The 22,764-nt window shown below is 59.4% G+C and carries 27 protein-coding genes and 1 rRNA gene; 20 read left to right on the plus strand and 8 right to left on the minus strand.

Annotated elements, in window-relative coordinates:
• Both rrf and ACILSR_RS13105 read left to right on the plus strand, forming a co-directional pair.
• Positions 1 to 94: ribosomal RNA gene (gene rrf, locus ACILSR_RS13100) — 5S ribosomal RNA — on the plus strand; the annotation flags it as partial.
• A 147-nt stretch (positions 95 to 241) separates the two neighbouring features.
• Entirely contained in the window at positions 242 to 736 is a 495-nt protein-coding gene (locus ACILSR_RS13105; protein ID WP_395750229.1) for a hypothetical protein, read from the plus strand.
• 165 nt (positions 737 to 901) lie between these two features.
• Here the strand turns inward: ACILSR_RS13105 and ACILSR_RS13110 are convergent, their stop codons facing one another.
• The 4 genes from ACILSR_RS13110 to ACILSR_RS13125 all read right to left on the minus strand — a co-directional run bounded on the left by ACILSR_RS13110 (position 902) and on the right by ACILSR_RS13125 (position 3,242).
• Positions 902 to 1,324, minus strand: coding sequence for a hypothetical protein (locus ACILSR_RS13110; protein ID WP_395750230.1), 423 nt, complete (start codon positions 1,322 to 1,324; stop codon positions 902 to 904).
• 71 nt (positions 1,325 to 1,395) lie between these two features.
• Positions 1,396 to 2,040, minus strand: coding sequence for an anti-sigma factor family protein (locus tag ACILSR_RS13115; RefSeq protein ID WP_395750231.1), 645 nt, complete (start codon positions 2,038 to 2,040; stop codon positions 1,396 to 1,398).
• Positions 2,024 to 2,635, minus strand: a complete 612-nt coding sequence (locus ACILSR_RS13120; protein ID WP_395750232.1) for a sigma-70 family RNA polymerase sigma factor — start codon at positions 2,633 to 2,635, stop codon at positions 2,024 to 2,026. Before ACILSR_RS13120 ends, ACILSR_RS13115 begins: the two co-directional genes overlap by 17 nt.
• 91 nt (positions 2,636 to 2,726) lie before the next feature.
• The gene (locus ACILSR_RS13125) at positions 2,727 to 3,242 is read right to left on the minus strand and encodes a LysM peptidoglycan-binding domain-containing protein (RefSeq protein WP_395750233.1); all 516 of its coding nucleotides are present in this window, start codon (positions 3,240 to 3,242) and stop codon (positions 2,727 to 2,729) included.
• Between the two features lie 228 nt (positions 3,243 to 3,470).
• Between ACILSR_RS13125 and ACILSR_RS13130 the strand changes: the two genes are divergently transcribed.
• The 4 genes from ACILSR_RS13130 (at position 3,471) to ACILSR_RS13145 (ending at position 8,012) form a co-directional block, all read left to right on the plus strand.
• Positions 3,471 to 4,322: a sugar phosphate isomerase/epimerase family protein gene (locus ACILSR_RS13130; RefSeq protein WP_395750234.1), complete on the plus strand. Its 852-nt coding sequence runs from the start codon at positions 3,471 to 3,473 to the stop codon at positions 4,320 to 4,322.
• A gap of 32 nt (positions 4,323 to 4,354) precedes the next feature.
• Positions 4,355 to 5,752, plus strand: a complete 1,398-nt coding sequence (locus tag ACILSR_RS13135) for a Gfo/Idh/MocA family protein (protein WP_395750235.1) — start codon at positions 4,355 to 4,357, stop codon at positions 5,750 to 5,752.
• Between the two features lie 120 nt (positions 5,753 to 5,872).
• Positions 5,873 to 6,901 (plus strand): SMP-30/gluconolactonase/LRE family protein, encoded by a 1,029-nt coding sequence (locus ACILSR_RS13140; RefSeq protein WP_395750236.1) that lies wholly within the window; start codon positions 5,873 to 5,875, stop codon positions 6,899 to 6,901.
• A 289-nt stretch (positions 6,902 to 7,190) separates the two neighbouring features.
• Positions 7,191 to 8,012, plus strand: coding sequence for a ThiF family adenylyltransferase (locus ACILSR_RS13145; RefSeq protein ID WP_395750237.1), 822 nt, complete (start codon positions 7,191 to 7,193; stop codon positions 8,010 to 8,012).
• A 42-nt stretch (positions 8,013 to 8,054) separates the two neighbouring features.
• On the opposite strand, the gene ACILSR_RS13150 is transcribed toward ACILSR_RS13145, so the two are convergent.
• The 4 genes from ACILSR_RS13150 to ACILSR_RS13165 all read right to left on the minus strand — a co-directional run bounded on the left by ACILSR_RS13150 (position 8,055) and on the right by ACILSR_RS13165 (position 10,687).
• Entirely contained in the window at positions 8,055 to 8,222 is a 168-nt protein-coding gene (locus tag ACILSR_RS13150; protein WP_395750238.1) for a hypothetical protein, read from the minus strand.
• 795 nt (positions 8,223 to 9,017) lie between these two features.
• Complete coding sequence (locus tag ACILSR_RS13155) at positions 9,018 to 9,395, minus strand: rhodanese-like domain-containing protein (protein WP_395750239.1); 378 nt, start codon at positions 9,393 to 9,395, stop codon at positions 9,018 to 9,020.
• A gap of 14 nt (positions 9,396 to 9,409) precedes the next feature.
• Positions 9,410 to 9,943 (minus strand): hypothetical protein, encoded by a 534-nt coding sequence (locus ACILSR_RS13160; protein ID WP_395750240.1) that lies wholly within the window; start codon positions 9,941 to 9,943, stop codon positions 9,410 to 9,412.
• Positions 9,944 to 9,964: 21 nt separating this feature from the next.
• The gene (locus ACILSR_RS13165) at positions 9,965 to 10,687 is read right to left on the minus strand and encodes a superoxide dismutase (protein WP_395750241.1); all 723 of its coding nucleotides are present in this window, start codon (positions 10,685 to 10,687) and stop codon (positions 9,965 to 9,967) included.
• Between the two features lie 107 nt (positions 10,688 to 10,794).
• Between ACILSR_RS13165 and ACILSR_RS13170 the strand changes: the two genes are divergently transcribed.
• The 14 genes from ACILSR_RS13170 (at position 10,795) to ACILSR_RS13235 (ending at position 22,736) form a co-directional block, all read left to right on the plus strand.
• Positions 10,795 to 11,865 carry an OmpA family protein gene (locus tag ACILSR_RS13170; protein WP_395750242.1) on the plus strand — a complete coding sequence of 357 codons (1,071 nt, stop codon included), beginning with the start codon at positions 10,795 to 10,797 and terminating at the stop codon, positions 11,863 to 11,865.
• Positions 11,866 to 11,915: 50 nt separating this feature from the next.
• Complete coding sequence (locus ACILSR_RS13175; RefSeq protein WP_395750243.1) at positions 11,916 to 13,376, plus strand: hypothetical protein; 1,461 nt, start codon at positions 11,916 to 11,918, stop codon at positions 13,374 to 13,376.
• Positions 13,373 to 14,194 (plus strand): HAD family hydrolase, encoded by an 822-nt coding sequence (locus tag ACILSR_RS13180; RefSeq protein ID WP_395750244.1) that lies wholly within the window; start codon positions 13,373 to 13,375, stop codon positions 14,192 to 14,194. Before ACILSR_RS13175 ends, ACILSR_RS13180 begins: the two co-directional genes overlap by 4 nt.
• Before the next feature lie 95 nt (positions 14,195 to 14,289).
• Positions 14,290 to 14,604, plus strand: coding sequence for a 50S ribosomal protein L21 (rplU, locus tag ACILSR_RS13185; protein WP_395750245.1), 315 nt, complete (start codon positions 14,290 to 14,292; stop codon positions 14,602 to 14,604).
• A gap of 21 nt (positions 14,605 to 14,625) precedes the next feature.
• Positions 14,626 to 14,886 (plus strand): 50S ribosomal protein L27, encoded by a 261-nt coding sequence (rpmA, locus tag ACILSR_RS13190; RefSeq protein WP_395750246.1) that lies wholly within the window; start codon positions 14,626 to 14,628, stop codon positions 14,884 to 14,886.
• Between the two features lie 132 nt (positions 14,887 to 15,018).
• Positions 15,019 to 15,675, plus strand: coding sequence for a phosphoadenosine phosphosulfate reductase family protein (locus ACILSR_RS13195; RefSeq protein WP_395750247.1), 657 nt, complete (start codon positions 15,019 to 15,021; stop codon positions 15,673 to 15,675).
• Between the two features lie 6 nt (positions 15,676 to 15,681).
• Entirely contained in the window at positions 15,682 to 16,428 is a 747-nt protein-coding gene (locus tag ACILSR_RS13200; protein ID WP_395750248.1) for a sulfite exporter TauE/SafE family protein, read from the plus strand.
• 16 nt (positions 16,429 to 16,444) lie between these two features.
• Positions 16,445 to 17,353: a sulfate adenylyltransferase subunit CysD gene (gene cysD / locus ACILSR_RS13205; protein ID WP_395738463.1), complete on the plus strand. Its 909-nt coding sequence runs from the start codon at positions 16,445 to 16,447 to the stop codon at positions 17,351 to 17,353.
• A 27-nt stretch (positions 17,354 to 17,380) separates the two neighbouring features.
• Positions 17,381 to 17,647: an addiction module protein gene (locus ACILSR_RS13210; RefSeq protein WP_395750249.1), complete on the plus strand. Its 267-nt coding sequence runs from the start codon at positions 17,381 to 17,383 to the stop codon at positions 17,645 to 17,647.
• A complete protein-coding gene (locus ACILSR_RS13215) occupies positions 17,644 to 17,937 on the plus strand; it encodes a type II toxin-antitoxin system RelE/ParE family toxin (RefSeq protein ID WP_395750250.1) in 294 nt (97 codons plus the stop codon). Before ACILSR_RS13210 ends, ACILSR_RS13215 begins: the two co-directional genes overlap by 4 nt.
• 1 nt (position 17,938) lies before the next feature.
• Positions 17,939 to 18,178 (plus strand): hypothetical protein, encoded by a 240-nt coding sequence (locus tag ACILSR_RS13220; RefSeq protein ID WP_395750251.1) that lies wholly within the window; start codon positions 17,939 to 17,941, stop codon positions 18,176 to 18,178.
• 86 nt (positions 18,179 to 18,264) lie between these two features.
• Positions 18,265 to 19,605, plus strand: a complete 1,341-nt coding sequence (locus tag ACILSR_RS13225; protein ID WP_395750252.1) for a sulfate adenylyltransferase subunit 1 — start codon at positions 18,265 to 18,267, stop codon at positions 19,603 to 19,605.
• Between the two features lie 71 nt (positions 19,606 to 19,676).
• Complete coding sequence (locus ACILSR_RS13230) at positions 19,677 to 20,480, plus strand: hypothetical protein (protein ID WP_395750253.1); 804 nt, start codon at positions 19,677 to 19,679, stop codon at positions 20,478 to 20,480.
• A gap of 675 nt (positions 20,481 to 21,155) precedes the next feature.
• Entirely contained in the window at positions 21,156 to 22,736 is a 1,581-nt protein-coding gene (locus tag ACILSR_RS13235; protein ID WP_395750254.1) for a phytoene desaturase family protein, read from the plus strand.
• The last annotated feature ends 28 nt before the right edge of the window (positions 22,737 to 22,764 follow it).

Genomic DNA, 22,764 nt, shown 5'->3' on the forward strand with positions numbered 1-22,764 from the left:
TACCACCCGTTCCCATTCCGAACACGGAAGTGAAACGCTGTTGCGCCGATGATAGTATGGCGAAAGGCTATGCGAAAGTAGGACGTTGCCAGATTAAACATCATCCCGCATCTCGTAAGAGATGCGGGATTTTTTGTGCCCGCGTGGCGTGCAGAAAATACCATCCTTCACCCGGAGCAGCCAATCGCCAGCAGGTACACAGACCGCAAGGTTCCCATAGAGTCATCTGTTAATAACTGCCATGAAGGTCCTGCCTGGAAAAGTCATCATGTTCTGTGGTACTCCTCGGGGGGATCCGGCAGACTGTGTGGAGTGGGCGATGGAGGCTCTAACTGAGGGCTACGACACCCCTTCGCTCAGGATTCTCGCAGGACTTGCCTCGCCGCTTGTCATATTTGAGGTGCGTGATTATGCGAAAAGGGCTCTTCGTGAGTTGGGCATCTCTATTCCCAATGGTCCGGCCGCAATTTCCGCCTATGCCAGAGACCTTGTCTCGGACATCTTGGTTCAGCCCCCATTGATGCAAAGCAGACTGAGGGAGCTGTGTGATTTGTGCATCGCTGAAGACTATCAAAACGACATCTACGACTTCTATTTGCTGCGCTGGGCGTACGATGACTTGAAGAACGAGACAGTGCAATGGTACTGGGACGGTGCGGATCGATCCAACATCGATCAAATCATTCTCCAGAAATGCTCCTCCTGGCTGGAGGAGTATGACGCCAAAAAAATCTAAAAATCTGCCGGCGCTCGGGTGTTATGGTTCAAGCACACTTAGCTGCATCGATTTGATCGGCGAATATCCCGCCTTAAATTCAGCGATAAATGTGCAGACCATATCTCTGCATTAGGTGCTGAAGTGCCCGAGTTGAACTGAATGGGCAGGTTCTTGATCTCACTGCTATTTGCGCTCCAAAAACAGCACAAAGATCAACCGCCCGTCTTTCCACGGTGGTCCGCCGATGAAGAGGGGGCTGTCTTTGCGCAGCACGGCGTCGCTTTTGACCAGCACCTGCTGCTCACGCCAGACCTGCAGGTGCAGGTTTACGCCGTCTTTGTCGGCGGGGCCTTTGGAGTCGATCTTCATGAACAGATCCCGAGAAGGGACCACCCAGGATTCGTATTCACGAAAGATATCCTGGCGATGCTGCCCCAGGATTTCAAAATGCTTGAAGGGGAAGACTTTGCCCAGGCGCTGGGTCAGATTGGGCAGGTCGGAGTGCGCCTGTTCTTTGGCTCCTGTGAGCTGCTCTGCGTTGTTGGTGGCAAAGATCAAGGCACCCCACACATGCCCATCTGTGGCATGTTTGGCGGTAGAGATCACAGGTGCAGCCGCTTCCTGGGCACCAACGAATGCTGTGCAGCAGAAAAAGGCAAGAACTGGCAGAAGCGCTTTCATCCGCGGGGGGAGAATACCGGATTGCCAAGGGAATCACGGGAGATCTGCAGCAGGGCGGCCCCCTGATCGTCATACATCGTTGTCTCGGCCAGTTCGGGCTCCACATCGCTGTGGTGCACCCGAATTCCAGAAATCTTCTTGGCAGCCGGCACGGCATCCAGGCCATCCAGCATCAGCACCGTGGCGTCCGCATTGCTGTCATGATAGGCATGGGCCTGCACATGGATGTTTGGGGTGTAGGAGCTGAGGATTCTGCTCTGCGTGGTGTCGGCCCCGGAGGGTCGCAGCAGGCCAAAGCTCAGCACCGCGAGGGCGGTGGTTCCGGCGAGGGCAAACCACGGCTGGCGAATCCATTGAAGGATGGAACCCCAGCTAGTTCCTCCCTGCTTTGCGCGTGCGTCATCCAGAGCCATCTGGGTGATGCGCACCCCGATCTGCGTGTTGAAATAATCACCGTGCGGCACACGGATTTCAGCGGGGAGATGGGCGCGGAGGGTGTCGCTCAGGGCGCGCATGCTGCGGGCTTCTCTGGCCAGGGATGCGTCCTGTTCGAGGCTCTTCTCAAAAGAAGTGCGTTCTTTTTCACTCATTTCGCCGTCAAGCCAGCGGATGAGATCGTGTTCTTCAGAGGGATGTTTCATAAACGTCGTGGAGTTGTTCCTGAAGTTTCTTGCGGGCGTAAAAAAGGCGGGACATCACGGTGCCGAGCGAGCAGGGGATCAGAGCGGCGATGTCTTCATAGGCCAGCCCCTCGACTTCGCGCAGCACAATGACCTGGCGATGTTCTGGCGAGAGCTTGGCAATGGCCTCCTGGATGCGCTGGCCCAGCTCCGCATTGCGCAGGGCTGTGTCGGGGGCCAGATCTCCCTTCGGCGCGGCTTCAGCACCCGCTGCCACGCGATGTTCAGTGCGCTCATCGTCAAACTCTCCATCCCCCTGAATCTTCTTCTTCCGCAGCCAGTCATAGCTCACGTTGTGGGCGATGCGGTACAGCCAGGTGTAGAATCCCGCATCGTGCTTGAACGTCGGCAGCGCACGCCACGCCTTGATGAAAGCCTCCTGGGCGAGGTCCCATGCTTCGGTTTCGTTCTGGATGAGGTGATAGGTCATGGCATAAATCCTCCCGCGATAGCGAGTGACAAGTGTGTCAAAAGCCCGCGTGTCGCCCGCTTGGCTGCGTTTGACCAAGTCGAGGTCTGAGACTTCGCCAGGATCAGGCGCGGCTGAGGCAGGCATGGATTTTTATTGGCAGGGGATGGACGGCTCTAACTGGGGAAATATTCAGTTCGCAGCACATTTTGCAGCCAAAAAGTGCCTGAAAGCCGAATCACGGTATCTTTAAGGCCTGCCCGGGGCGGATCATGTCGCTTTTCAGGCCGTTGGCAGCCTTGATTTTAGCCACCGAAGACCCCTTTTTCCTCGCGATGGCGGACAGTGTGTCGCCCTTGGCCACGGTATATCTCGAACCTGTTGACTTCTTAGCGGTCGATTTCGAAGGAGTCGTCGTCTTCTTCTTGGTGCTGCTGGAAGCCACCGTCTTTTTGGTGGTGGACGACTTGGTACCGGAAGAACTGCTCGAAGGAGGCGTCTTCTTCGCGCCGCTGAACGCGTAGGGATTGGCCGGCGCTTCAGGTTCGGACGGGAAAGAGTTTGGGGCGGGCGGCGTCTGGTACTTCGGCGTCGTTGACGAGGCGTAGCCAGTCTGACCCGGATAGGGGTTGTAGTGGCCGTCGCTGCCGTAGTTCGAGGCGTAGGGATCGCTGCTGCTGGACTTTTTTGTATTCTCACACGCAGCCAGTGCAAGGCAGGTGGCGGACATCGCAAGGAATCGAAGGGCAGTCATGGTGGGGTGGGTTTCCGGCTCGAAAGGCAGCACGGCAGGGGAAGAGCACACTATTCAAATCTGGCGCACCCTTTTCAATGCCAAATTTGCCGCTGTTGCGCCACCGCTGGGATTTATGCAGATCCGCGCAATAGAAGGCGCGGCTGGGGCGTTGCCTGCCATGAGGGAAATCTTCCGATACAAACCTTGCCAATTGGCCCGCCATTCCCTAGCTTCGCGCCCCACCCCATGAAAATCGGATTCAATCTCCTGCTTTACACCGGCCACGTCACCGAGGCGAACTTTCCAGTCATCGAAAAACTCAAGGCCACGGGCTACGACGGCGTGGAGGTTCCGATCTTTGATGTCAGCAATCCCGCTCATTTCAAAAGCATCGGCCAGGTGCTGAAGGACAACGGCATGGAATGCACCGCCGTGACCGTTCTGCCGGATGAAGCCCACAATGCCATCAGCCCGGTGGCTGCAAACCGCCAGGGTGCCGTGGATCATCTCAAGCGCGTCATCGAATGCGCACACAATGCCGGCGTGCAGACCCTCGTCGGTCCTTACTACCAGGTGCTGGGCCAGTTCACCGGAGCTTTCCCGACCGAGGCTGAACTGGAAGGCGCTGCCGAAGTGCATCGCGCCATCGCTCCCGTGGCAGAAGCCGCTGGTGTGAAGTGCGCCATCGAAGCCCTGAACCGCTTTGAGGCCCACCTCCTCAACACCATGGAGCAGGCCGCTGCCTACGTGAAGCGCGTCAATCATCCCAACTTCGGCACGATGTACGACACCTTCCACGCCAACATCGAGGAGAAGAACCCGTTTGCGGCGATCGACACTGTGTTTGCCACCGGCAAGCTGAACCACGTGCACATCTCTGAAAATGATCGCGGCACCCCAGGGCGCGGCCACATCAACATCGTGGAGCAGATCAAGCACCTCAAAAAGATCGGCTACAACGGCTGGATGACCATCGAGGCCTTTGGCAGCGCCCTGCCAGACCTCGCCGCAGCCACCCGCGTCTGGCGCGATTTCTTCCCAAGCACCGAACAAGTTTACACCGAAGGCTTCGCTCTCATCAAAAACGCGCTCGCCTGATTCCGTCTATTAAATCAAATCCATTCCATCCAATGAACACACCGACCACCACCTCCGCTGCGGCCACCTCCCGCCGTCAGTTTATCGGCACCACTGCCGCCGCCAGCGCTCTCACCGTCGCCCAGTCTGCCTGGGCAGCTGGCAGCGATGAAATCAAAATCGGCCTCATCGGCTGCGGCGGTCGTGGCACCGGCGCCGCCGGCCAGGCTCTCAGCACCAATCAGCAGGGCATCACGCTCCACGCTGTTGGAGACGCCTTCAAAGAAAAGGCCGATGGCGCGCTGAGCAATCTGCGCAACAAAGCCCCGGACAAGGTGAAAGTGGACGACTCCCGCGTCTTCGCCGGCCCGGACGCCTACAAAAAGGTCATCGACTGCTGCGACCTCGTCATTCTCACCACGCCTCCCGGCTTCCGCCCCTATCATTTCGAAGCTGCGGTGAACGCTGGCAAAAACATCTTCATGGAAAAGCCCGTCGCCGTGGATGCTCCCGGCGTGCGCAAGGTCCTCGAGATGGCCAAAATCGCCGATGAAAAGAACCTCAAGGTCGTCTGCGGCCTTCAGCGTCGCTATCAGAACTGCTACCGCGAGGCTCTCACCCAGGTCAAAGAAGAAGGCGTCATCGGCGACATCGTTTCCGGCCAGGTTTACTGGAACGGCGGCGGCATCTGGTTCCGCGACAAGCGCGAAGGCCAGTCCGAGCTCATGTATCAGCTCAACAACTGGTACTTCTTCACCTGGCTTTGCGGCGACCACATCAATGAGCAGCACATCCACAACATTGACGTGGCCAACTGGTTCCTTGGCGGTCCTCCCGTCACTGCCCAGGGCATGGGCGGCCGTCAGCAGCGCGTGGACAAGAAGTTCGGCCAGATCTTTGACCACCACTACGTGGAGTACACCTATGAAAACGGTGTGCGCATCAACAGCCAGTGCCGCCACCAGTCCGGTGTCAGCAATGCCGTGCGCGAAGAATTCACCGGCACCAAGGGCAAGATCTATCTCGACAACAGCGGCCGCTGCTACGCCAACAACCACAAGGGCGAAACCATCTGGAAATACCGTCCAGGCGGCAAGGACATCGGCGAAGCCAAGGGCAAGAACGCCAAGCGGCTTGATCCAGATCCGTATCAGACCGAGCACGACACGCTGCAGGCCTGCATCCGTGAGAACAAGCCCATCAACAACGCCTACTACGGTGCCGAATCCACCATGACCGCCCTCATGGGCCGCATGGCCACCTACTCCGGCAAGGAGATCAAGTGGGAAGACGCGCTCAACAGCAAGGTGCAGCACATGCCCGCCATCATCACCGCCGAGTCCGAAGCTCCGGTCAAGCCAGACGCCGAAGGCTGGTATCCTGTCGCCATGCCCGGCTGGGCTGCGAAGGACTACGCAGAGCACGGTCGCCAAAACGTGGAGATCATCTGATCCCGCAGGCTGATGTTTTGATCAGGCCCCGGTCGCAGAGATGTGGCCGGGGCCATTTTGTGGAGGGGGGAGACGAAATCCTTGCCATTCCCGCACCCCATTCGCTACAACACCCTTGTCATGACCACCAACCGCCGCACTTTTCTAGCCACCTTCGCCGCTTCCGCCGCCACCACGACACTGCTTTCCCGCGACTGGTCCGGCCAGACACCGGAACGCTATCCTGATCCTGATGTCATCGTGCTGGAGCCTGAGTTTGAAAAGCTCATCCAGGGAAACTCGCCCATCCGCCGTCTGCACACCGGCATGCTCTGGGCGGAAGGCCCGGCCTGGAACGGCACTGGAAACTACCTCGTGTGGAGCGACATCCCCAACAACGCGCAGATGCGCTACCTGCCCGAGGACGGCCACGTCTCTGTGATGCGCAACAACGCCAACAACAGCAACGGCAACACCTTTGACCTCCAGGGCCGCCAGATCAGCTTTGAGCACGCCACGCGCCGCGTCGTGCGCTATGAACTCGACGGCAAGGTCACCGTCCTCGCAGACAAGTTTGATGGCAAACCACTCAACGCACCGAATGATGGCGCTGTGCATCCTGACGGCTCCATCTGGTTCACCGATCCCGGCTACGGCAGCATGATGGATTACGAAGGAAACAAAGGGGAACTGCTGCTGAAGGAATCCGTTTACCGCATCGATCCCAGCGGCGAGATCAGCAAGATCACCGAAGATTTGGAGAAGCCGAACGGGCTGTGTTTTTCGCCGGATTACAAGAAGCTCTATGTCGTGGACAGCGGCTCGCCGAAAAACATCCGCGTCTATGATGTGGATGGCAAGAAAGTGAAAAACGGCAAGGTTTTCACCACCAACAAAGGCGTTCTCGCGGACAAGAAGGCCAAGGGAAATTCCGACGGTGTGCGCTGCGACGTTGAGGGAAACCTCTGGGCCAGCGCCGGCTGGATCGGCGATGGTTACGATGGCGTGCATGTCTTCAATCCTGAAGGCAAAATGCTCGGACACATCAAGCTCCCAGAAACCGCCAGCAATCTCTGCTTCGGCGGGCCGAAGCGGAACCGCCTTTTCATCACCGCCTCGCAGAGCCTGTACTCGCTGCATGTGAACACACGCGGCGCGCATCATTGCTGAGGTATGTTGGCAATGCTCGATTTTGCCGCAAAGGAGCAAGGAGGCTGAGGCAGCGGAGAATCGGAACTCAAGGCGGCTTGATGTTGGACAGAAGATTAACTCTCAGCGAATCTGCTCACAGCATGTGGCATGGGCGATGTAGCTCGGTATTCCGATACCGAGTCGGCGCCGTCGCGGTATCGGAATACCGCGCTACATCCCCGCACCTCTGCTCCTCTGCGGCAAAGTCGAACGTCTCGCTGTAAACGTGGGTTCTTGATCTTCCGTCGCAGGCGTATTACACGAGCGCATGGATGAATCCTACACGCAGCGTTTTGGCGGTATCGGGCGGCTCTACGGGGCCGCTGCTCTGCCGCGTCTGGCCGCTGCACACGTGGCCATCGTCGGTGTGGGCGGAGTGGGCTCCTGGGTGGTCGAGGCGCTGGCCCGCAGCGGCGTTGGTGAATTGACGTTGATCGACATGGACGACGTCTGCATCACGAATACGAACCGGCAGCTCCCCGCGCTCGCCCACACCATTGGTGTCTCAAAGGTCGATGTGCTGGCCGCACGGGTGGCGGAGATTCATCCCGCCTGTCGCGTGAACCGCGTTATCGAATTCCTCACCGAATCCAATGCGGATCGTCTGCTTGCGCCGGACTTCAGTTTTGTGGTCGATGCCGTGGATCGCACCTCGATCAAGGCGCTCATCATTGCCAAATGCCATGCGCGCGGCATGCCGGTCATCACTTCCGGTTCCGCCGGCGGACGGCGCGATGCCACGGCTATCCGGATCGCCGATCTCGGCCATGCAGGAGCGGACCCGTTGCTCCGTGGCGTTCGCCAGTGTCTGCGCCGCGAATATGGATTCGCCAAAAGCGAGCAAGGCCGGCCGATCACGATGGATATTCCCTGCGTTTTCTCCACGGAGAAACCGGTGTTTCCGTGGGCCGATGGTTCCTGCTCTCTTGAACCTGAAACCGGAGCCGAAACCGGCCTGCGCCTGGACTGCGCCGCCGGTTTCGGAGCGGCAACTCATGTCACCGGTACGTTTGGGTTTGTGCTGGCGGCGGATGTGGTGAAGGGGTTGGCGGATATAAGAAAAATTAAAAAAATGGGCAGCAGCGGCTAGGCCGATGCTGCCCATTTAAGATAAGAACAAGGTGAGTCCTTATTAGCCCGCTACGAGTTGAGGCTCGTGGTTGAGGTCGCGGATTGCGATTTTCTTTTTGACTATCTGAAAACGATATCCGTTGTCGATAGCGTCTTCGACTACTGAAGTCACATACTCATCCAGCGACATGCCTGAGCCATCGGCTAGTGCCTTCAGCGATTCCTTCATTTGTGGAGGAATGCGAAGATACAAATTCCGTGGTCGCAGAACTTCTTTCGCTTGGTTTGTCATATATCTATTGCTCCTGGTGATTGAGTTTTACTGCTTTGTTGTTGTTGGTTGCAGGTACGTAATAGAATCATTTGATTCTGTGGCTAAGAATCTGTTCAGATTCTGTAATATCGCAACAAATTTCTCGAATAATTTCGATTATTTTGCAACACGGTTGACACAAAATGATATTTTTTTGAAATTTTTTACGCCAAAATGTGTGGCGTATATGCCACAAATGTTGTTGACATTCTTTGCCGTTTATTCAGAATAACTTTGCCAAGTCCGGTCTGACTTGGACTCCAGAAAAACTCTGGAAAAGAAAAAGTAATTAACTATGAAATCACACCCCACTCCCTGTGAAATCCAGCCCACGATGGATGGAAGCGCAGTGATTCGTGTGGGTCTTACCGAGGAGAAGTGGCAAGCTCTTCAAAGGCTCACACACCGTGAGGGAGCACAACCCGACCAAAAGGTCTTCGACATCCTTCTTAACCACGTTCAAGAGCAGTCTCGTGAATCTGGTCAGTTGGTGTCAGGCAGTTTTGTTGGATTGACTGTCGGTGAGTCTACGTCCCAATATGGGGCTGTAGGCGGCCATAGTCGACGCGGCTTCTTTGCATAATCTCTGGTCGGCTTTCCTTTATTGGTTTGCTTGCTTCTTAGTCAGTTGTTGATGTTGTTGATAATTCTCAGAGTAGACCGTCACTTCCATCAGGGAGTGACGGTCTTTTAATTGAAGAGTGTGTACAATCACTTCTCCACCGGCTTCCCCGCCGCTGCCCAGCCGCCGAAGCCGTCGTCCAGATGGATGACGTGGGTGAAGCCGAGCTTCTCAAAGGTCTTCAGCGCACGGGTGCTGCGGCCGCCGGCCTGGCAGTGGACGAGGGTGGGCTGGGTCTTGTCGAGTTTCGCCACCTGCGCTTCGAAGTCTTTGGACATGATGTCGATGTTCTTGGCGCCTTTGATGTGGCCGTCTTTAAACTCGTCCGGAGTGCGCACATCGACCACGGCAGTCTTGCCGTCGGCGATGATCTTGGCGGCTTCTTCGGATTTCACATGTTTGACGGGATCGGCGGCGAGCATAAGAGTCGGGAGAATGAGCAGGAGGGTGGCGAGGAGTGTTTTCATAAGGTTGGAGAGTTTCAAGTGGGCGTCGAGCAGTGGACTTCCACAGGCATACGGCTGAGACTTTGGTAAAGTTTTCTCAGGGTCAGCAGCGGCCACCAGCGGTAAAGGTAGATTTCCAGCGGTTTCCACATGGCCACCCAGCCGATGATGGTGAGCCCTTCGCGCGCCACGGTCTGCCAGTTGGCGGCGGCCGGGGCGAGCAGGGTGGCGATGAACTGGCAGAGACCCAGAAAGAGCAGGCCGATGACCAACGAGGCCCGCCCTTCCCGCATCAGGCGCTTGAATTCTCGCAGCGTCATCGCGGCACGATAGTCGAAGTAGTGCGCCACGGAGTCGGCAACGAGTTTTCGTGCATCGGCCACATCGGCGGGGTGTTTCGCCAGATGCACGACCAGTTTGAGCTCATGCTGCTGGGGGTGCTCCTGCGCCCAGCTGACGATGAACTCCTCCGCGTCATGATCGAGGTCGCGCTCATGAAACGGGGAGGGGTCCATGGAGTTGAACAACTGGTTCAACTCCATGACCTTCACCTCGATGAGTCCTGTCATGGCGCGGTGCGGCGTGGGCGCTTAGGCCTTTCCTTTCGCCGCGGCGTAGCCCTTCGCCACTTCGGCCCAGTTCACCACATTCCACCATGCGGCGATGTAGTCAGGGCGCTTGTTTTGATACTTAAGGTAGTAGGCGTGCTCCCAGACGTCGAGGCCGAGGATCGGAGTGCCGAGATCGGCCTCATCGACGATGCCTTTCATGAGCGGGTTGTCCTGGTTCGGTGTGGAGGTGACTTTGAGCTTGCCGTCCTTGGTGACGATGAGCCAGGCCCAGCCGGAGCCGAAGCGCTTCACGCCTGTTTCGCCGAAGAGTTTTTTGAAATCGTCCACGCTGGTGAAGGTGCTCTGGATCGCCTCGCCGAGCTTGCCCTCGGGGCCTTTCGGGCCGCTGCCGGCGGGGGCCATCCATTTCCAGAACCAGGTGTGGTTCACATGGCCGCCGCCGTTGTTCCGGATGGCCATCTGGGAGGCTTCTGGCAGAGATTTGATGTCGGAGACCAGCTCGATGGCGTCTGTCTTGGCAATGTTCGCCGCTTTGAGGGCATCCCCCAGCTTGGTGATGTAGGCGGTGTGGTGCTTGCCGAAGTGGATGTTCATCGTCAGGGCGTCGATGTGGGGCTCCAGCGCTTCGGCGGCGTAGGGCAGGGGGGCCTGGGTGAGGTCCAGCGCATGGCTGCTGGAGGGAACGAGGAGGGTGCCCGTCAGGGCGGCGGTGCTGGTGGTCAGGAAGGAGCGTCGGTTCATGGGAATGGTGGGTTGATTACTCCCCGATCATACGAAACTGGCGGAGCCGATGTCACGGCTAAAGTGATGCGTGCAAAGCTTTGTCCGCGTGTTAGGGTGCCGGTATCATGGCCGCAGTCACCCATCCCCCCGAATGGACCACTCCGCAGTCCTCTTTTCGTTCCCGCGACGACTGGAGCCTGAAGTGGTGGATGATGTTTGCATTGATCCTGTCAGTCGTCTTTCACATGATGCTCGTCGTGGGCTTTGACACGCTGGGCATCGCCAACGTGGCTCCCGCCAAGCCGCGCGAATTGCCCGAGCGCATCCGCATCGATGAGCGGGTGTTCAAGGAGCAGGACCCCATCAAGCAGATCCCCGAGACCATCGCTCCCGGCAACATGCCGGACATGAAGGCCTTCGAGCCCAAGCTGGATGACTTCGACAAGCTGCAGGAACTGCCCAAGAACCAGGAGATCGACCTCACGCCGAACGTGAAGGAGATCACCAATTTCATCCGTGCCAATGATCCAGGAGACGGCGCCCCAGGCACCCCCAAAGGCAGCGACATGGCCAAGCTCCTCGCTCCCCAGTCGATGGCCGCGCCTGACTTTGCCGCGGATCTCGCCAGCGTGCGGCGGGATGTTTTGTCCAAGCCCGTGTCAGAAAAGCAGATGCTGCTGGATGCCGGCGCGGTGGACCCCGGCCTGGGTGGCAAGATGGACACCGGCCTGCTGGATGCGGTGAAAAGCCAGGGCACGGAGACAGCCGCAGGCGCCCGGGTGAAGGGCTTCAGCAATCTCGATGATCTCCTCGGCGGCGGTGGCAAAATGGGCGGCAGCACGGCCCCGATTCTGATGCCCACGGACCTGCTCTTTGACTACGGCAGCGACCAGCTGGCGGAAGCCGCCCGCCTCAGCCTGATGAAGCTCGGTTTTCTCATCCAAAAAAACCCGGACTCGCTGTTCATCATCGAAGGCCACACCGACAGCTTCGGCGGTGAGGACTACAATCTCGAGCTCAGCATCCGCCGCGCCACCGCGGTGGTGAGCTGGCTGCGTGAGTCGCTGGGGCTGGGCACGGACCGCATTCAGGCCGTCGGCATGGGCAAATCCAAGCCGATCGTGAGCACGGCAGGCACCGCCGAGCAGCAGGGCATGAACCGACGGGTGGAAATCAAAGTGCGGCCCCGCAAGTAACCTGCTCTCCTCGTCATTCCAACCTCGCAGAACGCCTACCGGTCAAGTCCGTGTTCCTGCAACTCACAAAACTTTGGCTGCGCGGCGGGCGCTGGGTGATGATGTTCGCCTGCCTGATCTTTTTTGCCTGGTGCTATGTCCGGGCCTTTCATTCTCAATGCCTCACCTCTCCCGCCATTTCCGCGCAGGAGCGCGTGTACCTCAATGCCGCCATCGAAACGCGGCCTGATCTCACGCCGGATTTTTCCAAGAGCGTCTCCCAGCCCTTGAACGACTGGCTGCCGCACCGCACAGATGGCGTGGTGCGTCCGCTTTGGCCCTGGCTGGCAGCCTGGAATGTGGCCGCGGGACAGGGCCCGGCCACGACGGCGCTGACTGCGGCAGACCTCCATGTGCTGCGTGCCAGCAAGCGCTGGGTGCTCGGGCTCAGCCTGGGCTTTTTGTTTCTGCTGGGCCTGGCGGCGGCGCGCTTTTTTTCCGTCCCCGCCGCGCTGCTCACCATTCTCACCATCGGGTTCGGAGTGCTCCTGCCTTCAGCGTCTTCGTTCTCGCCGGATGTGCTGTTTCAAATTTTGTTTTTGATGATCTGGGTGTGCTGCATTGCGGCCTTGAAGCGCAATTCCCTCTGGCTCTATGGCTTGATCGGCTTCATTTCCGCGCTGGCAAATCTGACACTGCCCACCGCCACCACGCTCGTCGGGGTGTTCATTGCCGTCAGCTCCCTGCGCTGGTTGTGGGGCTGGGTGCTGGCCCATCTGCCGCATGAACGCGGCACCTCCCTCTGGGCCTGGCGCAATCACTGGCTGGGCATGATCCTGCTGGTGGTGTGCCATTTGATCACCGTCGGGCCCATGCTCGCGTATTCGAAGGAAAAGCTGGGAGACGCAGGGCCCTTTTACTGGCGGTGGTTTGAAAATGAATCCGCCATGCAGCAATGGGCGGCGGCGCACAGCACCCGTGAATCTCTCCAGGCGGTGCCGGCCGATGACCGGCCCAGCTATGCCAACTATGTCGCCGCTCATTCTCCTGAAGACGTGAAGAAGCGTTTTTATCAAGGCGGTCTGAAAATGACGGAGTCCGTGCTGCAGCTTCCCTGGAGCTTTGATTCCCTGCCGCATGAGCGCGGCCTGTTTGTCTTCGCCCTGGCCAGCATCCTGATCATGCTCATGCTCATCCTCGGCTTCGTGGCGCCGCAGGCGGCCCATGCCGGGCAGGCTCTCCATCCTGAAACGGCCCCCCTGGCTTTGTTCAGCCTGCTGGCATGCGTGGCATGTATCTTCGACTTTGGCTGGGACATGCCCGTGTACACCTGGGGAAACCGCCATCTGGCCCTCTACCCGCCGCTGGTGCTCAGCCTGCTCTGGGCCAGCGAGGCCCTGGTGCATCGCGCACGCCGGCGGAAAATGCGGCTGCCGGTGTTCGTGATTTATGAATCCGTCCTCTGGGCGCTGTGCGTTCTGGCCTTCTGGCGTGTGATCGCGGTCTTGCAGCCGGCCTCTTTCGCGGCATGAATGCGCGCCCCGCTTACATGGCAGCCCCCAAACACCGCTTCATTCTCTGCTTCGATTTCGACGGCACTCTCGTGCATCCGGAGAGCGACCCCGTGTATCATCCGGGCTTCGGGCAGATGATCCAGCTTCTGCGCAGCCAGGGCGCCGCGTGGGTCATCAATACCGGACGCAGCTTGAACCAGACGGTGCAGGGCCTCGCGCAGTATGGCATTTTTCACGAGCCGGATTTCATCATCGCGCAGGAGAGCGACATCTATAAGCCCGGCTTCTTCAGCCGCTGGACGGACTATGGCTCCTGGAACCGCCAGGCGCGCCGTGCGCAGGAGCGCTTCGCGAAAGATCACCAGCAGTCCCTTCTGGCCATACGCCACATGGTGGAGACGCAGACGAATGCCTCCTTCCTCACCGGCAGCTCCGGAGAGATGGGCATCGTCGGGTCCAATGATCTCGAAATGGACGGCATCTGTGCCTACATCGACACGCACACCCAGCAGTACCCGGAGATCGGTTATCACCGCAATGGCATCTACCTGCGTTTCTCTCACAGCGGCTACAGCAAGGGCACCGCGCTGAGCGAGCTGGCGCGCCTCCTTGGCCTGGACTCTTCCGTGTGCTTCGCTGCGGGGGACAATTTCAACGATCTCAGCATGCTCGATCCGCGCCACGCCCGCATGATCGCCTGCCCCAGCAATTCGGTCGAGCCCGTGAAGCACATCGTCCGCAACTACGGCGGCTTCATCGCCAGCCGCCCCGCCAGTGAGGGGATGATGGAGGCGCTGACGCATTTTTTTGGCAATTCTCAGGCCCCGGCAGCCTGATTTCACAAAAGTTTCCCTTGCCGAACTGGGTGAGGTGTGGAAACCTCCGCGCCCCTCGTCCCAAAATGACGGGGCAACTCTTACTTTTTCAGGTTATGGCATACGCAATCATCAAAACAGGCGGCAAGCAGTACAAAGTCTCCGCGGGCGACAAGCTCGACGTGGAGAAGCTGGAATCTGCCGAAGGCGAAACCGTTACTTTCGACCAGGTGCTCGTCGCCGGCGAAGGCAGCAGCATCCAGGTCGGTGCTCCCACCGTGGCTGGCGCCAGCGTCTCCGCCAAGGTGATCAAGCAGCACAAGGCTGACAAGGCCACCACCTTCAAGTTCCGCAAGCGCAAGGGCTTCCACAAGACCCGTGGCCATCGCCAGCCGCTGACCCTGGTGCAGATCACCGCCATCAACGCCTAATCCCTCTACTTCTCACTTCTTATGGCCCATAAAAAAGGACAAGGTTCCGTCAAAAACGGTCGCGACAGCCAGAGCAAGCGTCTTGGCGTCAAGAAATTCGGCGGTGAAGCCGTCATCGCAGGCAACATCATCCTCCGCCAGCGTGGCACGAAGTGGGTGCCAGGCCGCAACGTCGGTCTTGGCAAAGACCACACCATCTTTGCTCTTGTGGACGGCAAGGTCCTCTTCGACAAAGACGGTCGCCGCGTGAACATCGAGCCTGCCGCTGCCCTCCAGGCATAAGCAGCTCCCCAAGTCTCTCCTTTCATCAGGGCGCGGATCATCTCCGCGCCCTTTTTCATGCCCAAATTTCCTCCACCATTTCAATTACCTACTTTACATATCGGGAATTAGGTTAATACTCGCCCCCCTCGCATGAATCCCGATCAAATCCAAGCTCTCAACGACGCCTCCCGTGGCCAGTCGCCGCAGGAAATCATCAAGACCGCCCTCGCTCATGCCGACGGCAAGGCCATTGTGACCACCAATTTCCGCCCGTATGAGGCCGTGATCCTGCACCTCGCCACTGAGCAGAGCGCCGACATCCCCATCCTCTGGGTCGATCACGGCACCAATCTCCCTGAAACCTACGTCTTTGCGGAAAAGAGCCGTGCCAAGCTGGGCCTCAATCTGCAGCCCTACCTGCCCAAGATGACCGCCGCCCACTGGCTGGCGCTCAATGGCGGCCAGATCCCCATGCCGGACGAAGTGGAGCGCGTGGAATCCTTCAGCCGCATCATGAAGCTGGAGCCCTTTGAGCGTGGCATGCGCGAGCTGGCCCCGAAAGTGTGGATCACCGCCCTGCGCAAGGAGCAGAACCCCCAGCGCGCCGCCACGCTGCAGCCCTTCATGTGGGACGCCAAGTTCAACTGCCTCAAGGTGAACCCCATCCTCGACTGGACCCCCACCGAGATGGACGCCTACCTGGCCGAACACGGCCTGCCCAACGAGCGCACCTACTACGATCCCGCCAAGGGAGATGAAAAACACGAATGCGGCCTGCATGCCAAGCTCGTCACCGACAAAGCGTAAGCGTTCATGGATATCTTCACTCCCGAATTCGGACTCTATGTGCTGGCTGGCTTCGTCGCTCAGTTGATCGACGGCGCGCTCGGCATGGCCTACGGCGTCAGCGCATCGTCGCTGCTGTCCGTTTTTGGCGTGGAGCCAAAGGTGGTCAGCGCCACGGTGCATGCGGCGGAGTGTTTCACCACCGGTGCCTCGGGCCTTTCCCATCATGCCTTTGGCAATGTGGACCGCGCCTTGTTTCGCCGGCTGCTCATTCCAGCCGTGATCGGCGCGGTGGTGGGTGCCTACATCCTCACCTCGATCGACGGCAAGGTGCTCAAGCCCTACATCTCCGTCTACCTTGTGATCATGGGCGCGGTGATCATCGCGAAGGCCTTCACCCGCGTCCCACCACGCAAAGTCACCACACACCTCGCCCCGCTGGGATTCTTTGGCGCGCTGGTGGATGCCATGTGCGGCGGTGGCTGGGGGCCCATTGTTGCCTCCAATCTCATCATTCGTGGCAATGACACCCGCATCACGGTGGGCAGTGTGAACGCGGTCGAGTTCTTCGTCACGCTCTCAGCTTCCATCACCTTCTTCCTGACCATCGGCCTCACGCACTGGAACATCATCGTTGCGCTCGCCCTTGGCGGCGTCATTGCCGCGCCTCTGGCCGCATGGGCCGCGAAGCACATCCCGCACAAGCCCTTCATGGTGCTTGTCGGCGTGCTGATTGTCGTCATCAATTCCCTGCGCATTTTTAAGATCCTTTAATACACGTCCCCGTCTCATGTCCGCGATCACTCATCTCCAGTTCCTTGAATCCGAGGCCATCTACATTCTGCGCGAAACCGCGGCGCAGTTCCAAAAGCCCGCGCTGCTGTTCTCCGGTGGCAAGGACTCCATCGTCATGGCCTGGCTCGCGCGCAAGGCCTTCTACCCTTCCAGGCTGCCCTTCCCGCTGCTGCACGTGGACACCGGCCACAACTTCCCCGAGGCCATGGAGTACCGCGACTGGTTCGTGCAGGAGATCGGCGCCACGCTGACCGTGGGGCTGGTGCAGAAGTCCATCGACGATGGCCGCGTGCAGGAGGAAAAAGGCCACAACGCCAGCCGCAACAAGCTGCAGACCGTCACCCTGCTCGACACCATCGAAGAAAACCAGTTCGATGCCTGCCTCGGTGGTGGCCGTCGCGATGAAGAGAAAGCCCGCGCCAAGGAGCGCTTCTTCAGCCACCGCGATGAGTTCGGCCAGTGGGACCCCAAGAACCAGCGCCCCGAGCTTTGGAACATCTTCAACGGTCGCAAACACTTCGGCGAGCACTTCCGCGTCTTCCCGCTGAGCAACTGGACCGAGATGGACATCTGGCAGTACATCCGCCAGGAAAACATCCCTCTGCCAAGCCTCTACTTCAGCCACCAGCGCAAGATCATCGAGCGCCACGGCCAGCTTCTCGACGCCAGCACGGGCATCATCCCGCTGCTCGATGAAGAGAAGCCCCGCGTGAAGGAGATGACCATCCGCTTCCGCACCGTCGGAGACGCCACCTGCACCGGCGCCGTCGAATCCACCGCCAGCACGATTGATGAAATCGTCGCCGAAGTCGCCGCAGCCCGCCAGACGGAGCGTGGCACGCGTGCGGATGACAAGCGCAGCGAAACCGCCATGGAGGACCGTAAAAAAGAAGGGTATTTCTGATTTTCGAACCTGTGCTACTCTCCACCCATGAACACCAGCGTTCTCAGTCCGGTTGACAGCCTGCTCGAAGCCGCCAAGCGCCTCACTCAAGAAGAGCGCGTGGCCTTTTTCGACCGCTTCTCGGAATCGCTGGACGATGAGTTCGACAATGAGGAGGAAGGTCCGCCGCTTTCGCCCGAATGGATGGCAGAGATCGACCGCCGGGTTGCTGAAGTTGAGGCTGGCACCTGCCAGATGCACGACTGGCAGGATGTGCTCCAGGAAGCCCGCGAATCTCTCCAACGTCCCGCATGAGAGTCCAGCTGGCAGACGGAGCGAAGCGAGATTTTGCCGATGGCCTGCGCTGGTATCGAAAGCGAAGTGATCAGGCTGCGAATCACTTCATCGAAGAAACGAATAATACCATCGCCAAAATTCTCAAAGCCCCTGCCCGCTATCGTCAAATCCGGCCAGACATCCGAACCATTCGAATCAAGCGCTACCCCTACAGCCTCATTTATCTCATCCACCCTGACGCGATCATCATCGTCGCCATCGCGCACAGCAAACGCCGTCCGGGTTACTGGAGCAGTCGCCTCAAATAACATGCCGCTTTTGACAATCCAATTCGACGAGGCCACATCTCAGCGCCTGGAGAAAGACGCCGACAAGGAAGGCAAAGAGCCTGCCCGCTTCGTTGCTGACATGGTGGCTTCAGAAATTGAGCAGGCTGAGGCTCTTGAAGCCTTGAATCTGAGATGCACTCAGTCACCCCATAAGGACAAGTTCCTCCGCATCTTGTCCAAAGTCCCCAACAATCCTCCCGATACCGGAGATGAATGGTAGTCACGCCATCTCTCCTCCAGCTTGAAGCCATTTGAGCAGCTCTTGAGGCTGCTGCCTAAATCCCTCTTTCCCATCTAGTTTTTACCATGGACGTTCTCGTTAATCCCACCGAATCCTCCCTCCTCCGCTTCACCACCGCTGGCTCCGTCGACGATGGCAAAAGCACGCTCATCGGCCGCCTGCTGTATGACTCGAAGTCGATCTTCGAAGACCAGCTTCTCGCCGTGGAAGAATCCTCCAAGCGTCGTGGCGATGCGCATGTGAATCTCGCACTCCTCACGGACGGCTTGCGTGCTGAACGCGAGCAGGGCATCACGATTGACGTGGCCTACCGCTATTTTGCCACGCCGAAGCGCAAGTTCATCATCGCTGACACACCGGGGCACATTCAGTACACGCGCAACATGGTCACGGGGGCGTCCACGGCGGATCTCGCGATCATCCTGATCGATGCACGCTTGGGCGTCATCGAGCAGACCATGCGCCACACTTATCTCGCGAGCCTGCTGCGCATCGGTCACATCGTGCTGGCGGTGAACAAGATGGACCTCGTGGATTTTGACCAGGCTGTCTATGACAAGATCGTGGCCGAGTACATGGCCTTTGCCAAAGGCCTCGACAATCTGCCGCACGTCACTCCCATTCCCATGAGCGCGCTCAATGGCGACAACGTGGTGGAAAAATCCGTCAACACGCCGTGGTACACCGGCCCTTCGCTGCTGCAGCATCTCGAGACCGCCCAGGTGCACACCGAGACTGCCGCGGATGAAGCGCGCTTCCCCGTGCAGTGGGTCATCCGCCCCATCTCCGACCGCGAAGACGCCAAGGTCGGCAACCTGCACGACTATCGCGGTTTTGCCGGTCGCGTGGCCAGCGGCACCTTCAAGGTGGGCGATGATGTGCTCGTCTATCCGTCTGAAATGAAATCAAAGATCACCGGCATTCATACCTTCGAAGGCCCGCAGGAAGAGGCGATCCCGCAGCTCAGCTACAGCATCACCGTGGCCGATGAGATCGACACCAGCCGCGGCGGAATGATCGTCAAGGCCGGCGAGCCTGCTCAGACCAACCAGGAGTTTGATGCCATGATCTGCTGGTTTGCCGACAAGAAAACGCTCAAGCCCCGCAGCCGCTTCCACCTGCGCCACACCACCAATGATGTGCGTGCCGTCGTCACCGATGTGCTCTACAAGGTGAACATCAGCACGCTGGAAAAAAGCGCCGCCAGCAAGGAGTTCGCGCTGAACGACATCGGCTGCGTCCGCCTGCGCTGCGCCGCGCCGATCTTCTTCGACCCCTACTCCAAGAACCGCACCACCGGCAGCTTCGTCCTCGTGGACGAGCAGACCAACAACACCGTCGCCGCCGGCATGATCCTCAAGCCGCTGGCGGGTGGAGATTCTGAAGACACGGATGTTTCCATCTGATCCCCCGGACGCAGACGAACTCGAAGCAGATGCTGCTTGCCAGCCGGGATACGACTGGCTTGTATGATCGCATGCTTATCCACACACGGCTGCTGCTGGGAATCATCTTCGGCATCGCCACCACCCCGCTGGCGGCAAATGATGCCAGCATGAATCTCGGTGCGCACGGCCCTGAGCCCGTGGGTGAGTTTCAGGGCGGGGAGTCCGTCGTGCGCATGGTGTCGGAAAAGATCGACATCACCTTTGGAAAGACGGAGACGCATGTGCACTGCCGCTTTGTCTTCCGCAGCAGCAAAGCGGGGGCGGATGCCGTGCAGATCCTGGGCTTCCCGGATTTCCTCACGGATAGCGACACCGGAACGATTCGCTCCATGATCAGCCGTGTGGACGGCAAGGAGGTGGCTTCGAAAAAACAGCGTGGCTGGCAGGATTTGAAAACCTCAAAATGCCACCTCGGGCAGTCTGCCGACCCCGCCGATGCGGTCGCCGACTTTTATACCATCACCGTGACCTTCCCGCCGGATCGTGAAGTGATCGTGGAGCGTGAGTACATCGCCACCAATGGCCGCTCCGTTATGGGAGACACTTTTTTCTCTTACACGACACGCACCGGCGGCAGTTGGAAAGACAGCATCGAAAAAGCGGAGTTCCACGTCACCCTGGATGGCTGGAAACTGGAAGATCTGGCCTTCGAGGATGGTGAGCAAAAAATCGATCCGCGTCAGCAGCGCGCCTACGGCTCGCCCAATCTCAGCGAATGGAAGGTCGATGCCCCCGGCAAGCTCAGCCTCGTCTGGACCCATTTCGAGCCCGCCGTACACCACACCCGCCAGAACATCCACCTGCAGACATGGAACACCCGCCCTCAGCAGTGAGGTCGTTCGCGGATCGTGCGCCAGCCGGGCCGTAGGTTGGGCGTGTTTGGCGTCGAACGCATTCCCACGCTTCTCAGTTCCCTCCGCCAAACCGCCCTACTGCGAGGACGTCCGTACGCCGCAAATCTGGCAGCCCATGCTTGCATGCCCGCCAGTCGTAGGATGGGTGTGGCACAGCCCGCCCGTCGATCCGCGTTCCGCAAACAACGGGGCGTGCGAGCACCCTCGTGGTCGGACGGTTTGGCGGAGAGCGCTGTGGAGCAGGATACACGCCCGACGCCAAACACATCCAACCTACGACCGGAGCGCCACGCTGCCCGTGCACAAACCTGCTCAACCTCGGTTTCAATCGCGCGTGGTATTATCGTGTTTTCCAAAACAGATTTCCGGAAAGCGAGCGAGGGGACACTCGGCGGGGGCTTGAGGACAAGCCGCCCTACCTCGCGCTGGGTGCTCGCATGCTCAGCGCTGGTAGGGCTGGCTGTCCTCAGCCAGCCGCCGTCGAAGCCCATGATCCGCGATCAAGAAACAGCCTGCTAAACGGAAATGAGTTTTGCGAAACGCCATATGCCGCAAATCTGGCAGCGCGCTGGCAGACGGGCGGGCTTGCGCCACGCCCGTCCTACGGAGGAGCCTGCATGCTGATCTCTCCCCTCTCGTGTGTAAGTTCACCTCATGACCGCGTTTTATCACGCAATCATGACCTACGACGGCATCATCCTCGGTTCCGGGCACAATGCGCTGGTGCTCGCCTGCTACGCAGCACGCGCGGGCCTGAAGGTGGCGGTGGTGGAGAAAAACGCTGTCGCAGGCGGTGGTCTGGCCACGGTGGAATATCCGCACGGCTCAGGCTTTAATCACAACACGCATTCCTTCTTCCATCGCGGCATCAATGCCATGCCGTGGTATCGCGAGCTGGAGCTGGAGCGCCATGGCGTGCGCTACATCGAGCCCGAGCTCAATGTGGCGATGCTGCTGCCCGAAGACCGCGTGCTGGAATGGTGGACGGATTTCGACAAAACCTACGCCTCCTTTGCCGCCATCTCGCCACGCGATGCCGAGCGCCTGCGCGAGTGGACGGAGCGCTTCCGTCCCATTGTGGAGCAGATCCTCATCCCCGAGGCGCAAAACGCACCGCTGCCGCCGGCGGAGCGTATCGCCATGCTGCAGCAAAGTCCCCTCGGCCGCACGCTGCTGGAGGTGCAGGCCCTCTCACCCGTCGAGTTTGTCATGCGCGAGTTCGAGCACCCCGCCGTGCGTGCGGGCCTGCTCTTCTTCAATGGCCTGCGAGAGGTCGATCTGCGGCAGAAAGGCTTCGGGCATTCCATTCCCGCGCTGCTCGCCAGCCCGCGCAAGGCGCAGATGTGCATCGGCGGTTCGCGTCGTCTCGCCGAGGCCCTGTGTGCCGATTTGCGGGAGCATGGCGGCGAGGTGTTCACCAGCTGGCAGCCCCGTTCCATCCTGACGCGTAATGGCCGCGCCTGCGGCGTGGAATCCATCACGGGAGACCGCATCGAGGCCACGCAATTTGTCGCAAGCGGCCTGAATCCGCAGCAGACCTTTCTCGATCTCATTCCCGCCGATGTCGCGCCTTCGCACCTGCGTGAAAAGGCGGCCGCGTTTGAGTACAACCTCCTCGCTCCTCTCTTTGCGCTGAACCTCAACCTGCGCGAGCCACCGCGCTACACCGCAGCGGAAAAGCATCCCGAATTGAGCCAGGCCTTCATGATGATCCTCGGGCTCGATGACGTGGCGCAGTTTCATGACATCGTCGCCGCGCATGAGCGTGGCGAGATTCCGCGCACCGTCATGTGGGGTGCCTGTCCCACGCAGTTTGATCCCTCACAGGCTCCCGCCGGCGCTCACACCGCCTTCATGTGGGAAAAGCTGCCCTACGCCCTGCATGGCGATGCCAAAAATTGGGACGCTCAAAAAGACGCCCATGGCCGCGAGATGCTGGCGCTCTGGCAGCAGCACGCCCCCAATCTGCGCGAGGCCGTGCTCGATTCCTTCACCCGCAGCGCCCTCGATACCGAACGACTCCTGCCCAACATGAGGCGCGGCGATCTGCTCGTGGGCTCCTTCGCGAACGATCAAATCGGCTACCATCGCCCCTTCCAAGGCGCAGGCACCTACCGCACTGAAATCCCCGGCCTCTACCTCTGCGGCGGCTCCACCCACCCCGGCGGCAACGTCACCGGCCTCTGCGGCTTCAATGCGGCGAAGGTGGTGCTGGCGGATTGCGGCGGGAATTGAGCCGTTGCGCAGGAGAAGGGAAAACGAT

It is taken from the genome of Prosthecobacter sp., assembly GCF_044222565.1.
In the GTDB taxonomy this organism is placed as follows: domain Bacteria; phylum Verrucomicrobiota; class Verrucomicrobiia; order Verrucomicrobiales; family Verrucomicrobiaceae; genus Prosthecobacter.

Bases quoted from the DNA above. Each gene is read 5' to 3' on its own strand.
- ACILSR_RS13105 (WP_395750229.1), top strand. From the start codon at position 242: ATGAAGGTCCTGCCTGGAAAAGTCATCATGTTCTGTGGTACTCCTCGG.
- ACILSR_RS13115 (WP_395750231.1), bottom strand. From the start codon at position 2,040: ATGAAACATCCCTCTGAAGAACACGATCTCATCCGCTGGCTTGACGGC.
- ACILSR_RS13120 (WP_395750232.1), bottom strand. From the start codon at position 2,635: ATGCCTGCCTCAGCCGCGCCTGATCCTGGCGAAGTCTCAGACCTCGAC.
- ACILSR_RS13125 (WP_395750233.1), bottom strand. From the start codon at position 3,242: ATGACTGCCCTTCGATTCCTTGCGATGTCCGCCACCTGCCTTGCACTG.
- ACILSR_RS13130 (WP_395750234.1), top strand. From the start codon at position 3,471: ATGAAAATCGGATTCAATCTCCTGCTTTACACCGGCCACGTCACCGAG.
- ACILSR_RS13135 (WP_395750235.1), top strand. From the start codon at position 4,355: ATGAACACACCGACCACCACCTCCGCTGCGGCCACCTCCCGCCGTCAG.
- ACILSR_RS13140 (WP_395750236.1), top strand. From the start codon at position 5,873: ATGACCACCAACCGCCGCACTTTTCTAGCCACCTTCGCCGCTTCCGCC.
- ACILSR_RS13145 (WP_395750237.1), top strand. From the start codon at position 7,191: ATGGATGAATCCTACACGCAGCGTTTTGGCGGTATCGGGCGGCTCTAC.
- ACILSR_RS13150 (WP_395750238.1), bottom strand. From the start codon at position 8,222: ATGAAGGAATCGCTGAAGGCACTAGCCGATGGCTCAGGCATGTCGCTG.
- ACILSR_RS13155 (WP_395750239.1), bottom strand. From the start codon at position 9,395: ATGAAAACACTCCTCGCCACCCTCCTGCTCATTCTCCCGACTCTTATG.
- ACILSR_RS13160 (WP_395750240.1), bottom strand. From the start codon at position 9,943: ATGACAGGACTCATCGAGGTGAAGGTCATGGAGTTGAACCAGTTGTTC.
- ACILSR_RS13165 (WP_395750241.1), bottom strand. From the start codon at position 10,687: ATGAACCGACGCTCCTTCCTGACCACCAGCACCGCCGCCCTGACGGGC.
- ACILSR_RS13170 (WP_395750242.1), top strand. From the start codon at position 10,795: ATGGCCGCAGTCACCCATCCCCCCGAATGGACCACTCCGCAGTCCTCT.
- ACILSR_RS13180 (WP_395750244.1), top strand. From the start codon at position 13,373: ATGAATGCGCGCCCCGCTTACATGGCAGCCCCCAAACACCGCTTCATT.
- rplU (WP_395750245.1), top strand. From the start codon at position 14,290: ATGGCATACGCAATCATCAAAACAGGCGGCAAGCAGTACAAAGTCTCC.
- rpmA (WP_395750246.1), top strand. From the start codon at position 14,626: ATGGCCCATAAAAAAGGACAAGGTTCCGTCAAAAACGGTCGCGACAGC.
- ACILSR_RS13195 (WP_395750247.1), top strand. From the start codon at position 15,019: ATGAATCCCGATCAAATCCAAGCTCTCAACGACGCCTCCCGTGGCCAG.
- ACILSR_RS13200 (WP_395750248.1), top strand. From the start codon at position 15,682: ATGGATATCTTCACTCCCGAATTCGGACTCTATGTGCTGGCTGGCTTC.
- cysD (WP_395738463.1), top strand. From the start codon at position 16,445: ATGTCCGCGATCACTCATCTCCAGTTCCTTGAATCCGAGGCCATCTAC.
- ACILSR_RS13210 (WP_395750249.1), top strand. From the start codon at position 17,381: ATGAACACCAGCGTTCTCAGTCCGGTTGACAGCCTGCTCGAAGCCGCC.
- ACILSR_RS13215 (WP_395750250.1), top strand. From the start codon at position 17,644: ATGAGAGTCCAGCTGGCAGACGGAGCGAAGCGAGATTTTGCCGATGGC.
- ACILSR_RS13220 (WP_395750251.1), top strand. From the start codon at position 17,939: ATGCCGCTTTTGACAATCCAATTCGACGAGGCCACATCTCAGCGCCTG.
- ACILSR_RS13225 (WP_395750252.1), top strand. From the start codon at position 18,265: ATGGACGTTCTCGTTAATCCCACCGAATCCTCCCTCCTCCGCTTCACC.
- ACILSR_RS13230 (WP_395750253.1), top strand. From the start codon at position 19,677: ATGCTTATCCACACACGGCTGCTGCTGGGAATCATCTTCGGCATCGCC.
- ACILSR_RS13235 (WP_395750254.1), top strand. From the start codon at position 21,156: ATGACCGCGTTTTATCACGCAATCATGACCTACGACGGCATCATCCTC.